General features: G+C 36.1%; 13 protein-coding genes. 9 read left to right on the forward strand and 4 right to left on the reverse strand.

The features are described from left to right. Positions 1-74 precede the first annotated feature (74 nt). On the forward strand, positions 75-899 hold the full coding sequence (locus BUE84_RS07630) for an RsiV family protein (protein WP_079243882.1): 825 nt from the start codon (positions 75-77) through the stop codon (positions 897-899). 43 nt (positions 900-942) lie between these two features. Then, a complete protein-coding gene (locus BUE84_RS07635; RefSeq protein WP_079243883.1) occupies positions 943-1,794 on the forward strand; it encodes a diacylglycerol/lipid kinase family protein in 852 nt (283 codons plus the stop codon). Positions 1,795-1,954: 160 nt separating this feature from the next. Here BUE84_RS07635 and BUE84_RS07640 read toward each other — a convergent pair whose 3' ends face one another. Next, positions 1,955-3,235 (reverse strand): dicarboxylate/amino acid:cation symporter, encoded by a 1,281-nt coding sequence (locus tag BUE84_RS07640; RefSeq protein WP_079241117.1) that lies wholly within the window; start codon positions 3,233-3,235, stop codon positions 1,955-1,957. 169 nt (positions 3,236-3,404) lie between these two features. Beyond that, positions 3,405-5,093: a gamma-glutamyltransferase gene (gene ggt, locus BUE84_RS07645; protein WP_079241118.1), complete on the reverse strand. Its 1,689-nt coding sequence runs from the start codon at positions 5,091-5,093 to the stop codon at positions 3,405-3,407. 203 nt (positions 5,094-5,296) lie between these two features. Between ggt and BUE84_RS07650 the strand changes: the two genes are divergently transcribed. Together BUE84_RS07650 and BUE84_RS07655 are read left to right on the forward strand one after the other, a co-directional pair. Continuing rightward, positions 5,297-6,262, forward strand: a complete 966-nt coding sequence (locus tag BUE84_RS07650) for an NAD-dependent epimerase/dehydratase family protein (protein ID WP_079241119.1) — start codon at positions 5,297-5,299, stop codon at positions 6,260-6,262. An 84-nt stretch (positions 6,263-6,346) separates the two neighbouring features. After that, entirely contained in the window at positions 6,347-7,099 is a 753-nt protein-coding gene (locus tag BUE84_RS07655) for a polysaccharide deacetylase (protein ID WP_079241120.1), read from the forward strand. Between the two features lie 129 nt (positions 7,100-7,228). Here BUE84_RS07655 and BUE84_RS07660 read toward each other — a convergent pair whose 3' ends face one another. Continuing rightward, positions 7,229-8,434 carry a metallophosphoesterase gene (locus tag BUE84_RS07660; RefSeq protein ID WP_079241121.1) on the reverse strand — a complete coding sequence of 402 codons (1,206 nt, stop codon included), beginning with the start codon at positions 8,432-8,434 and terminating at the stop codon, positions 7,229-7,231. A gap of 65 nt (positions 8,435-8,499) precedes the next feature. Then, entirely contained in the window at positions 8,500-9,573 is a 1,074-nt protein-coding gene (locus tag BUE84_RS07665) for a 3-oxoacyl-ACP synthase III family protein (RefSeq protein ID WP_079241122.1), read from the reverse strand. A gap of 101 nt (positions 9,574-9,674) precedes the next feature. Here BUE84_RS07665 and BUE84_RS07670 point away from each other — a divergent pair, with 101 nt between their 5' ends. The 5 genes from BUE84_RS07670 (at position 9,675) to BUE84_RS07690 (ending at position 12,494) form a co-directional block, all read left to right on the forward strand. Next, on the forward strand, positions 9,675-10,244 hold the full coding sequence (locus BUE84_RS07670) for a hypothetical protein (RefSeq protein ID WP_034695976.1): 570 nt from the start codon (positions 9,675-9,677) through the stop codon (positions 10,242-10,244). Positions 10,245-10,316: 72 nt separating this feature from the next. Next, complete coding sequence (gene ubiE, locus BUE84_RS07675) at positions 10,317-10,979, forward strand: bifunctional demethylmenaquinone methyltransferase/2-methoxy-6-polyprenyl-1,4-benzoquinol methylase UbiE (RefSeq protein WP_238590583.1); 663 nt, start codon at positions 10,317-10,319, stop codon at positions 10,977-10,979. 3 nt (positions 10,980-10,982) lie between these two features. Beyond that, complete coding sequence (locus tag BUE84_RS07680; protein WP_034695972.1) at positions 10,983-11,765, forward strand: porin family protein; 783 nt, start codon at positions 10,983-10,985, stop codon at positions 11,763-11,765. Continuing rightward, positions 11,758-12,207, forward strand: coding sequence for a hypothetical protein (locus BUE84_RS07685; RefSeq protein ID WP_238594386.1), 450 nt, complete (start codon positions 11,758-11,760; stop codon positions 12,205-12,207). The genes BUE84_RS07680 and BUE84_RS07685 overlap by 8 nt, the downstream gene beginning before the upstream one ends. After that, complete coding sequence (locus tag BUE84_RS07690; protein ID WP_034695967.1) at positions 12,207-12,494, forward strand: cell division protein ZapA; 288 nt, start codon at positions 12,207-12,209, stop codon at positions 12,492-12,494. Before BUE84_RS07685 ends, BUE84_RS07690 begins: the two co-directional genes overlap by 1 nt. The last annotated feature ends 127 nt before the right edge of the window (positions 12,495-12,621 follow it).

The raw sequence follows: 12,621 nt of genomic DNA on the forward strand, positions 1-12,621 counted from the left end.
AAAAAATATTTTTTTTTCAAAAACCATTCATCTTTTGAATGGTTTTTGTATTTGATACCAAAAAAAATAGAATTATGAAAAATACGATTGCTGTTATAGCATTATCTTCTTTCTTAGCAGTGACTGCCTGTAAAAAAAATGAAACGGCGGGACCAGTAGAAAAAACAGAAAACAAAGCCGCTGAAGAATTTGTAGTAGACTCTGTGAAAGTCAATGACTCTACAAAAATTACTGATTCTTTAAAAGTGAGCTTTACTTCAAAGCTCTTGGTTTTCCCTACTTTAAAAGATAAAAAACTGTTAGACAGCATCTATTTCCAGAATGAAAAGATTAAAGATTTTTCCAAAGCCGGTCTTCAGGCTTATCTGGATAATGAAAAAAATAGTTATTTCAATTCTGTAAAAAATGATAATAAAGACTGGGTTTCAGATGTCACTTATGCTCAAAACTGGTATTCAAGCTCGCATATGAATCTTATTTCTAATACCAACGGTTATATGCATATTCAATATTTGGGAAGCGGATATGAAGGCGGAGCGCACGATAACTACGGGTTTTCTGAAAGGGTTTTTGATCTTAAAAACAGCAAAAAATTAGAATTGAAAGACATTACTTCAATGCCTAAAAATAAAATTGAAGCCATTCTGATGAAAAATATTGATAAAATGAATAGTGGTACGATGGATGGGGACGGAGAAGTGAAAAACTCAGAAATGCTTTTAGTGGATAAAATTCCGGCATCTGATAACTTTTATTTTGATGATAAAAACCTGTATTTTCACTACAGTCCCTATGAAATTGCTGCTTTTGCTGCCGGAGATATTACAATTCCGGTTTCGTGGGACGACCTCAAAGGCACATTAAATACAGAATTTAAAGAAAGAATGAAAATTAAGTAAATTAATGCTTCCAGTTTTGGAAGCATTTTTTAATTTTGTGCTAATGGACAAAGTAGCTTTTATTATCAATCCTTTTTCGGCCAAAAAAAACTATCAGCCGTTTTTAAACGAACTTAAAACAAAGGTTAATAACCCATTGTATTATGTGTCAGAATCTATTCCCGGAACAGAAGAGTTTATTCAGTCCCATTTTGAAGAGGTAGATGTTTTCGTGGCAATAGGAGGTGATGGAACTATTTCTACAGTGGCCAAAAGCCTTATTAATACAGAAAAAATTCTGGCAATTTTTCCGGCAGGTTCAGGAAATGGGTTTTCCAATGAAACACAATTCAGTAAAAACCTTGATGAACTTTTAGAAAAAATAAAAATCAAAAACTCCAGAAAGATTGATACTTTCACGGTAAACGACAGGCTTTCCATCAATGTTTCGGGAACGGGATTTGACGGTAAAGTCGTTAAAGAATTTGAAAAAACAAGCCGTGGATTCAAAAACTATATCAAAGTTTCCCTAAAAACCTTTTTCAATTACAAGCCCATCAAGGTGAAATTTTTTGATGAAGAATATCAACAATACAATGGAAGGTATCTGATGATGAACATCGCCAATACGCGCCAGTTTGGTAACAATGCTTATATTGCTCCGAAAGCCAGTAAAAGTGATGGACTGGTTGACATGGTTTTGGTAAAAAAGTTTCCATTAACGTATTCTGCACTCTTTGCTTTCCGAATGTTTACCAAAAGACTGAAAGATGATGAATATGTAACTTATCTTCCGGTCTCTGAAATATCATTTAAGGTCAATACCAAAAACTGGCATCTGGATGGTGAATTCAATAAGATCAAATCACCGATTCATGTTAAAGTTCAACCTGCAAGTTTGAGTATTTTGATTTAAAGTTTTTGGGTACGAGGTGCGGGTTAATTTTGTTTCGGGTTTACTAGTTGCTGGTTGTTTGGTTTCTAGTTATGTTTTACACACAACCTAAAACCTTGAACTTTGAACCTTGAACCTTGATTCTCTCCCTAATCCCGGCAACCTAAAACCTGCCACCTATTTACACTTCCAGTTTCTTTTCTACTTCAGCCGGATGATCCAGGCAGTATTGAAGTTGCTTCTTATCAAGTTGTTTTTCCCAGTTGGCAACCACTACGGTAGCAACAGAATTTCCTATTACATTGGTAAGCGCTCTGCATTCGCTCATGAACTTATCAATTCCAAGAATTAAAGTCATTCCTGCAATTGGAATTTCAGGAACTACGGCCAGTGTTGCTGCAAGGGTAACAAAACCGGCACCGGTAACGCCTGCAGCACCTTTTGAACTTAGCATAGCCACCAAAAGAAGCATCAGTTGCTTTTCGATGGGAAGATGAATATTTAATGCCTGCGCAATAAAGAGAGAGGCCAGGGTCATATAAATATTCGTTCCGTCAAGATTGAAAGAATATCCGGTAGGAACCACAAGACCTACAATAGCGCGTGAACAGCCTGCTTTTTCAAGTTTTTCCATAATTCCCGGCAGGGCAGACTCTGATGAGCTTGTACCCAAAACAAGAAGAAACTCTTCTTTAAGATAGAAAAGAAGTTTGAAAATATTGAATCCGTTATACCATGCTACCGCTCCCAATACCAACACCACAAAAAGAGCAGAAGTGATGTAAAATGTGCCCACCAAAAAAATAAGATTTATGACCGAGTGAAGCCCATATTTACCGATCGTAAAAGCCATTGCTCCGAAAGCACCTATTGGGGCCAGCTTCATCAGCATATGAACAATTTTAAATACCGGAGTTGATAAATCTTGTAGGAAATCAGTTACTTTCTGGCTCTTTTCTTTTGTTAAAACCAAAGCAACTCCCATTAAAATTGCTACCAAAAGTACCTGAAGAATATTTTCACCCACCAACGGACTGAATAAAGTCTCCGGAATAATATTCATAATAAACCCTGTGAGCGTTGATTCATGAGCTTTTGCCTGATATTGTGAAACATCCCCTGAAAGAGTAGAAGGATCAATATTTAAACCATGTCCCGGCTGTAGAATATTTCCCACTAATAATCCGATGATGAGAGCCAGAGTTGAAAAGGTGAAAAAGTAGATCATTGCTTTGATTGCAATTCTGCCAACTTTTTTCAAATCGGTCATGTGGGCGATTCCTAACGTAAGTGTAATAAAGATTACCGGAGCGATAATCATTTTTACCAATTTGATGAATCCATCTCCCAAAGGTTTCATCTTTTCTCCTAATTCAGGATAAAATTTTCCTAGAAGAATACCTGCAATGATGGCGATAATCACCTGGAAATAAAGCTGATTGTGTATTTTTTTTGCTTTCAAAGAACAGTCGTTTTGTTTTTTTAAGGGCGAAAATTAAGAAAATTTATCTGAAAACATGACAAAAGTCATTGAAAAGATCTGGCGTTTGGTATATGGGAAGATGAAAAAAAGCCTGGGCTTCATTCGAAGAATGAAGCCCAGGATGTATTTTTGATTTGTTATATAAATATTATTCCACTGCAACAGAATCATCTCCACGACCGTCTGCTACTGCGTGAATATTTCCGTTCTCATCAAGAACAATCATTTCGGTTTTACCAATATATTTTGTCTTTTCAATGACGTAATTCTTGCTTTTCAGTTCAGAAATAGTACTTTCCGGAAAATTATTTTCAACAGTAATGGTTTCCGGAAGCCACTGATGGTGGAATTTGGGTGCATTCACCGCAATATTGGCATTCAGTTTAAAATCTACCACATTCACGATAGACTGATACACTGAAGTCGGAATTGTAGTTCCTCCCGGTGTTCCCACGACCATATAAGGCTTTCCATTTTTAAGAATAATAGTTGGGGTCATAGAAGAGAGCATTCTCTTGTTAGGTTGTATTGAATTAGCTTCTCCGCCTACAGCTCCAAACATATTCGGTACACCTGGTTTGATAGAGAAATCATCCATTTCATTATTTAAAAAGAATCCTGCACCTGAAACAAGGACTTTACTTCCATAGTATCCATTAAGTGTAGTGGTTACAGAAGCCGCATTTCCATCCTTATCCAATACTGAAATATGAGTAGTTTGCATAGATTCTTTAGGTTGTTCTATGATTTTACCTACTTCTGCACTTGGAGTAGCCTTGTCAAAACTAAAGCTTTTCCATCTGCCTTTAAGATATTCGTCAGAGATCAGATAAGATGTTTTATCCTGAATAAAATCAGGATCTCCCATATATTCTGCTCTGTCTGCATAAGCCCGGCGTTCTGCTTCGGTCATAATCTGGACCGCTTTTGTAGAGTTTTGCTGGTATTTTTCAAGATTTTCAAAACTTGCCATTCTTAGCATTTGAGCCAGAAGAACTCCACCGCTTGAAGGTAAAGGCATGGTAACAACATTGCTTCCTTTATAGTCGAATTCCAGAGCTTTTCTTTCGGCAACTTTATAATTTTTAAGATCTTCCAGGGTGATGATTCCGTTTCCTCTTTTCATTTCGGCAACCAGAAGATCAGCTGTTTTTCCTTCATAAAAACCTTTAGCGCCTAGTTTTTGGATCAGTTTCAGGGTTTCTGCCAGATCTTTTTGGATCAACAGATCACCGGCTTTCCACGGAGCATCTTTTACAAAAATAATCGAAGATTTATTATGTTTCTGGAATTTTTCTCTTTGGTTATTCAGCATTTCTGCTTCTTTATCCGTAATGGCAAATCCTTTTTCCGCCAGATCAATTGCGGGTTGGATAATTTTTTCCATAGGAAGCTTACAGTATTTCAGCGTAGCAAAGAATCCTGCTACACTTCCGGGAATACCTACTGCCAGTCTTCCATTTTGGGAAAGATCTGTGTCCGCTTTTCCTTTTTTATCAATATACATATCCCGGGAAGCTTTTTTAGGAGCTGTCTCCCTGTAATCCAGTGTAAATTTTTCACCGTTATTCTTTACGCCTACCAAAAACCCACCTCCTCCGATATTTCCTGCCTGAGGATAAACCACAGCAAGAGCGTATTGTGTTGCGGTAACGGCATCATAGGCATTTCCTCCCATTTTTAAGATTTTAGCTCCCGCTTCACTGGCTAATGGGTGTGCAGAGACTACAACACCTTTCTTCTTTACCTGTACTTCTTTGATAATATTGATATCTGTGAACTGAGCCCAGCTGAGTTGAGCTGCCAAAAGCATCGAAGCAATTAAAATCTTCTTCATATGATTGTTTTTTCTTACAACAAAATTATTGAATTTTAAGTTAATGTCAACTGATGATGATTGGATTTGATTATTTCTATTGTTTTGGAGAATTTTTACTGGCTGTTAGTCCCTTTTACCAGAGAAATATTTTTAAACACACCTTTTTTATTATGGTTGACATGTTTTTTTTACTTTTGTACAATTCTAAAAAAATCTGAAAAATGGAATCCTATACGGAAAGAATACTGATTACAGGTGCCTTGGGACAAATTGGTACCGAACTTACGAACAGACTTGTTGAAATTCACGGAGCGGAAAACGTTGTTGCTTCAGGATTGGACAGATGGCAGGAAGGAATTACTTCTGCCGGACATTACGAAAGAATGGATGTTACCAATACTCAATTGGTAAGACAGGTGATTCATGATTATGAGATCACGACAGTGTATCACCTCGCTTCTCTTTTATCCGGAACTTCGGAAAAGCAGCCTATTTTTGCGTGGAAACTGAATCTTGAACCACTACTTCATTTTTGTGAAATGGCTAAAGAAGGGCTTCTTAAAAAGATCTTCTGGCCAAGTTCTATCGCGGTATTTGGAAAAGGAATTCCAAAGCATGATGTAGGACAGGATGTAGTGTTGAACCCAACAACTGTTTATGGGATCTCTAAAATGGCAGGGGAGAAGTGGTGTGAATACTATTTCGATAAATATGGTGTGGATGTAAGAAGTATCAGATATCCTGGATTGATCTCCTGGAAGACTCCTGCAGGAGGTGGAACTACTGACTATGCAGTTGAGATTTTCTACAAAGCGATTGAAGAAGGGAAGTATACAAGTTTCATTTCCGAGAATACAGGAATGCCGATGTTGTATATGGATGATGCCATCAATGCAACCTTGAAATTAATGGATGCTCCAAAAGAAAGTTTGACGGTTCGTTCTTCTTATAATTTGGGTGGAATGTCATTTACTCCAAAAGAATTGGCAGAAGAAATCACAAAAGAAATTCCAGATTTTACGATTGATTATAACCCGGATTTCAGACAGGCGATTGCAGATTCTTGGCCGGCATCTATTGATGATTCAGTAGCGAAAAAAGACTGGGGCCTGACTTATGATTTCGGAATTTCTGAAATGACAAAAGATATGATCAAGAATCTGAAAGTAAAATTAGGGAAGGATTAATAATGTAAAGTAATACTTTAATTATTTTTGTTTTTAACATCTGATTTATAGTATTTTATATAATTTATATAAACTTTAATTTAAATGGTATTATTGACTTTTAACATCACTTGTATTGAGGCTGAAGTAAAAAATGGCTCTCAAATTACTGATGATGAACGATTGAAAATTACAGAAGATAATACCAAAGCGATTCTTAGAATTTTAGATATTCATGATATCAAATCAAGTTTTTTTGTAGAGGTTTCCCTCACTGAAAAACTTCATAATTTAATAAAAGCAATTTCATCCAAAGGGCATGAAATTGCTTTTTATAATAAAGGGTCAAATCCGGAAGAAATTGAAAATGCCAAGAAGAATATTCAGGATCTTCTGGAAAAGCAGATCAGAGGAATTCGTCAGAAAGATGTAAAAGTTTCTCAGGAAACTTTGAAGATGATGGAATTTAATTATGTCTCCAATATCGATAATGCCAATATTCTTTTTCCCTTCAAAAGACTTAAAAGAGATACTGTAATCACAGAAGAAGACGGACTGAGTATTGTCCCGGAAAGTATCTCTCCGTACAGTCAGCTGCCTTATAATGATTTTGTATTTCAGATCCTACCGATGAAGTATTATCAGAATATGGTTCTGGAAACTTTGCAGAATGAAGAATTTGTACTGATTTATCTGAACACATGGCAGTTTACAGATTTCAAGAAATACCGTTTTGATATTCCTTTTTACCGAAGCTTATTTTCGGGCAAAAAAATGGAGGACAAATTAGATGCCCTCCTTACTTTTCTCAATGACAGGGAAATGGCTACTTCCCGTATGAAAGATTATATTTTTTAGGTGTTAGGTTGCAGGTAGTGGGAGTTAGGAAAGAACTATTTCTAGTGATAACAGATATTCAATTTCTAAACCTCTAACCTCTAACCTTAAACCTTGAACTTTGAACTCAAAAACTCGAAGCCTGCATCTCTAGCTCAGTTCAAAAAGTGTAATCTCCGGCAGTACACCCACTCTTCCAGGATATCCCAATACGCCAAATCCTCTGTTTACATATAATAGTTTCCCTTCGCTTTCGTATAAGTCAGCCCATTTTGGATATTTGTATTGTACTGGTGACCATTTTACATTTTTAAGATCTAAACCAAACTGCATTCCATGGGTATGTCCCGAAAGGGTTAAGTGGATATTTGAAGGGTGTTTTTTGACTACATAATCAAAGTGGGTAGGGTCGTGGCTCATCAGAATCTTCGTAGCGGATTCAGGTACTCCTTTTAAAGCATCATCTATTCTTCCGAATTGAGGAAATGGTTTCAATCCCCAGTTTTCAACTCCAAGAATGTATAGTTTTTCTCCGTTTTTTTCAATGACTCTGTGTTCGTTTCTCAGCATATCGAAGCCAGCCTGTTTTTCATAGCCAATTAAGGTGTCAAGATTTTCTTTTTTAGCTGCAGGTGATTCCCAGGTTACGTAATCTCCGTAATCATGATTTCCTAATACAGCTAATTTTCCGTCTTTGGCCTTAATTTTTGAAAACAAGGGAATAAAAGGTTTGAACTCGTCCGCAACGTTGTTTACCATATCTCCGGTAAATAATACCAGATCAGGTTTCTGCTCGTTGATCAGGTCAATCGCATGCTGCAATTTACTGGGGTCTGAGAAGCTTCCGCTGTGAACATCTGAAATCTGAATGATTTTATATCCTTTAAAGCTTTTCGGAAGGTTAGTAAAATTTACCCTTACTCTCCTTACTTTATGTCTGTACTTTCCAAACGTAATTCCGTCTATGAAAAGAGCGGAAAGAACTCCACTCATTCCCAAACCAACCAGACTCAGGAATTTCCTTCTCTCCGGGAAGAAATTCTCCGAAGGTTTGGCAAAACCTATCAGGTAGCCTCCGGTTCTGATGATATCATCAATTAATAAAAACAGGACCACGAATACTTTTGGAAGAATGAAGATCAAAAATAATGAAATCATGATCTGGGCTCTTACCATACTTCTGTCTGATCTCTGGTAGTGAGTGACTTCGTAAGCGAAAATCCCGTACACGACCAAAGAAATTACCCAATATCCGATTCTGATCCAGAAATTATCGGTAAGCGTTCTGATGGCCTGATAAATATACACTTCCAAAAAAAGGAAGATTCCGGCGATGATTAAAAAATTCTTTTGCATGTCTGATCAAAAAAAGCACAAAGAATAAACTTCCCTGTGCTTTTATATTTTTAATGGTTTAAATATTACTTTTTAGGAAATCTATAAACGATAGCATTGATGTTCATTCCGGCACCTACCGAAGTCATCACAATGTTACCATTATCTTTAAACGATTGACCCTCCATTTTTCCTTTAATTATAATATCATACATGGTAGGAATTGTGGCTACAGAAGTATTTCCAAGGTCCTGAATTGTCATTGGAGAGATTGCATGATCGTATTCTTTCACATCATAAAGCCTGTGAAGCCTTTCAATCATGGCGTAGTCCATTTTAGCGTTTGCCTGGTGAATTAAGATTTTATCTATATCTTCAATAGAAAGATTTGCATCGGTAATGGTATCTTTGATGGCAACCGGTACATTTTTAAGAGCGTATTCGTAGATTTTTCTTCCTAACATCCTTACATAAAGACGTTTTTGATCTGCTTCTTTATTGATAGATGGTTGATTTTCAAGGTAGTTTAATTCCGGCCCATTGTCACAGATCGTGTTATGAGCAATAATTCCTACATTTTCTTCGTCAGTTGCTTTTACTACTACAGCTCCGGCACCATCAGCAAAAATCATTCTGTTTCTGTCGTATGGATCAGTTACTCTGCTTAAAGTCTCTCCTCCGATAACAAGAATTGTTTTAGCTACTTTAGCTTTGATAAGATTATCTGCCAAAATCATAGCTTCAACCCATCCCGGACATCCGAAAACCATATCATACGTTACACATTTTCTGTTTTTGATTCCCAGTTTATTTTTTACTCTCGCTGCCATTGTTGGCATAAAATCAGCGTATCCGTTTTCAGTAACTTCCCCGAAATTGCTTGCGTAGATGATATAATCCAATTCTTCGCCGTTTACTTTTGCATCCTCAAGGGCAATTTTTGCAGCTTCATAACCGATTTGAGAGTTGGAAAGATCATCCTCAATGAATCTCCTGTTTTCGATTTCTGTAATCTCTACAAATTTCGCAATGGTCTCTTCCACAGGCTTTTCAATCTTTACTCCGTCTTCAGTGTAGAACTCGGAATTCATGAAGTAATCTCTACCAATAACTCTGTTCGGAATATAAGATCCAGAGCCAATAATGATCGTATTCGGCATTCGTTTATATGATTTTTTTAAAGATGCAAAGTTAATAATTAATATTAATAACGGAGAATTAAAAATATTATTAAATTTGCAAAAATTGTACTTTACAATCTATGAAAAACAACTCGTCCTTAAAAGGCTTACTTATTGCAGCTGTGGCGTTTATCGTTGCCTTTGGGATTTACTTCCTTTTTTTAGCCAAGAAGAATTATTATGTGGTAGATAATCCTACCCCGAATACATATTACTTTAAGATCAATAACGGATCTGAAGGAATTATTTCAGCGGGGCAGTATGTGCATGTGGATTTGAATAAAGGGAAAAACTCTATTCAGGTTTTTGATCAGAACAAAAAAATGCTTTACGATTCTGCATTTGAAGTCAATAAACTTCGTGGTTTGATTAATATTACACACCAGGATTACTATGTAAACGATCAGTATTACGGATACAATCTTAAAAAAGATTCGTTACTGGCCAACCTTGATAAAACTGTTATTGACGGAAAGGATTATTACGGAGGAGCAAGACGCTTCAATAAGCTTTACACAGAAGATTTTTATTACAATGTAGATGAAGACTATGACAAAGTGATCAAAAATATCCAGAAAGTGGAATCACGATCCAAAATCTTCAGAAAGCAGGATTACCTAAATTATTACAAAGAATATTACAAGTTTTAAGTTTTGACAAAAGATATCACCAAAGTTACTCCCTACAATTCAGAGGCTACAAAAAAAAGCCAGGTAGAGGATATGTTCGACAACATTGCACCGAAGTATGACCTTCTGAACCATGTTTTATCCATGAAAATTGATGTTTTATGGAGAAATAAACTGGTAAGATGGATGAAAAATGATAATCCGCAGGAAGTGCTGGATGTGGCTACAGGAACGGGAGATCTGGCAATTACTATTGAAAAAGGAACCGGTTCTAAAGTAGTTGGATTAGATTTATCACAACAAATGCTGAATGTTGGCGTTATTAAAATAAAAAAACTTAAATTAGACGGCAAAATTTCCATGCAAAAAGGAGATGCAGAAAATTTACCTTTCGAGGACAATAGATTTGATGCTGTTTCCGTTGCATTTGGAGTAAGGAATTTTGAAAACCTTACCAAAGGTTTGGCAGAGTTAAGAAGAGTAGTTAAAGATAACAAAAGTGTTTATATACTGGAGTTTTCAAAGGTTGAGGGTTTCATGGGACCATTTTATATGTTTTACTTTAAAAATATATTACCTGCCATTGGCAGATTGGTTTCTAAGGATAATAGGGCGTATACATACCTTCCGGATTCTGTAAATGCTTTTCCTTTCGGGGAGAAGATGAAGCAAATTCTTTTAGATACGGGATTTAAGAAAGTTGAATATAAAAAATTAAGTTTAGGTATAGCCACAATTTATAAAGCAACAAAGTAACCTATGAATAAATTTCTATTAAAAGCACTGGTTTTAACCTCAGTAAATGTTGCCGTTTTTGCAAACGCGCAATTCAGAACCCGAAACAGAATGGATAAGTTGGAAGATTTCGACGAACAGAAATTCAGTTGGGGGTTTTATTTGAACGGGAACAGACTGGATTACCGCATTGTTTTGCATCCGAAATATGGGATGAATGATAATGAAAACCTTGTTACCTCCAAGGAAAGTTATAGTTTCGGTGCCGGGCTTATTGCAAAATGGAGACTGAATGACTATCTTGATGTAAGAGTAGAACCAGGGTTACAGTTTGCACAAAGACAGTTGACTTTTAATACTCAATCCAATGACATTTATGCAGGTGGATCTTTAACTAATCCTCCTTTTATGCCATTCCCTTTACAGGAAAAGGATAAAGTAAGAGAAATTAAATCTACTTTGATTGATATTCCGGTACTTTTGGAACTTCACGGTCAAAGATGGTACAATTCAAGGCCTTACGTTGCTGCAGGGGTGAACTATGTTGTAAACCTTCAGTCTAACTCAAGTTCTACAGATGATAACATGCAGGGAATCTACAGATCTACAACGCACAACTTTGCATGGTCTGCAGAAATGGGAATTCAGTTTTATTTCAACAAGTTTAAACTGACTCCTGCTGTAAGAGGAACATTCTTCATGAACAACGAAAAAGTGGCAGATAATGCTACTACACCTCCTTACTGGTCATCTGCGATCTCTACATTGCAGACAAGAGCGGTAATGTTCGTTCTGAAATTTGAATAAAAAATATTGTATTAAAAAATACACAGGAGGTGCACTAGCGCCTCCTTTTTTATTGTTATATCAAAATATAGAGTGTTTTATTTTTGTTAGTGTTATTATTTTTTTATTTTTGCTTTTAGTTAGAATATACAAACCTGAAATGCTTCAAGATTTAGAAAACAATTTTTCAGAATTAGAGAGAAAGATTTCGACTCTGCAAAAGAACTATAAAAATCTTACGGAAAATTTAAAAGAATTAAATTTTGAGCATGAAGAGTTGAAGAAGAAATATGATGAGGAAAGAAGAAAGAATCAGGTATTAGCAGAAGAACAAAAAAATATAAAACTTTATTCAGCAATATCAGGAAATCCTGAACACAATAGGTTAATGAAAAACCATATCAACAGATTGGTGAAAGAAATTGATTTCTGTATTGCTCAGCTTCAAAACAGTGGATTATAATGGAGGTAAGGAGAATAACCGTCAACATTGCAGGAAGAGTGTATCCGCTGAACGTACCGGCAGCAGAGGAAGAAACTTTGCGTAAAGTAGGGAAGCAGATCGAGAATATGATTAAAGATTTTGAACAGAATTTCGATGTAAGAGATAAACAGGATGCTTTGGCAATGTGTGCCCTTAAACTGGGAACCAATGCAGAAGTAGTTTCTCTTAACTACGAGAAAAATATTAATTCAACCAACGAAAGATTAACGCAGATTAATCAATCGTTGAATGAAATCGGGAAATAGATTTTTTTTCCTGAAAAGTACTGCCTACAATAATTCTAACACATTAAAGGTAAACTCAACGCTAAACAATTACCGAACAAATGTCCATTGAATGGCGTGCCGGACTTCCGGATTACAGACAGTGGAA

Origin of the sequence: Chryseobacterium indologenes, assembly GCF_002025665.1 — a bacterium.
Lineage (GTDB): Bacteria > Bacteroidota > Bacteroidia > Flavobacteriales > Weeksellaceae > Chryseobacterium > Chryseobacterium metallicongregator.

What these genes read in the sequence shown, in the direction of transcription:
- ggt (WP_079241118.1), bottom strand. Translation starts at nt 5,093, where the DNA reads ATGAAGAAGATTTTAATTGCTTCGATGCTTTTGGCAGCTCAACTCAGC.
- BUE84_RS07690 (WP_034695967.1), top strand. Translation starts at nt 12,207, where the DNA reads ATGGAGGTAAGGAGAATAACCGTCAACATTGCAGGAAGAGTGTATCCG.
- BUE84_RS07655 (WP_079241120.1), top strand. Translation starts at nt 6,347, where the DNA reads ATGGTATTATTGACTTTTAACATCACTTGTATTGAGGCTGAAGTAAAA.
- BUE84_RS07630 (WP_079243882.1), top strand. Translation starts at nt 75, where the DNA reads ATGAAAAATACGATTGCTGTTATAGCATTATCTTCTTTCTTAGCAGTG.
- BUE84_RS07635 (WP_079243883.1), top strand. Translation starts at nt 943, where the DNA reads ATGGACAAAGTAGCTTTTATTATCAATCCTTTTTCGGCCAAAAAAAAC.
- BUE84_RS07680 (WP_034695972.1), top strand. Translation starts at nt 10,983, where the DNA reads ATGAATAAATTTCTATTAAAAGCACTGGTTTTAACCTCAGTAAATGTT.
- ubiE (WP_238590583.1), top strand. Translation starts at nt 10,317, where the DNA reads ATGTTCGACAACATTGCACCGAAGTATGACCTTCTGAACCATGTTTTA.
- BUE84_RS07650 (WP_079241119.1), top strand. Translation starts at nt 5,297, where the DNA reads ATGGAATCCTATACGGAAAGAATACTGATTACAGGTGCCTTGGGACAA.
- BUE84_RS07670 (WP_034695976.1), top strand. Translation starts at nt 9,675, where the DNA reads ATGAAAAACAACTCGTCCTTAAAAGGCTTACTTATTGCAGCTGTGGCG.
- BUE84_RS07665 (WP_079241122.1), bottom strand. Translation starts at nt 9,573, where the DNA reads ATGCCGAATACGATCATTATTGGCTCTGGATCTTATATTCCGAACAGA.
- BUE84_RS07660 (WP_079241121.1), bottom strand. Translation starts at nt 8,434, where the DNA reads ATGCAAAAGAATTTTTTAATCATCGCCGGAATCTTCCTTTTTTTGGAA.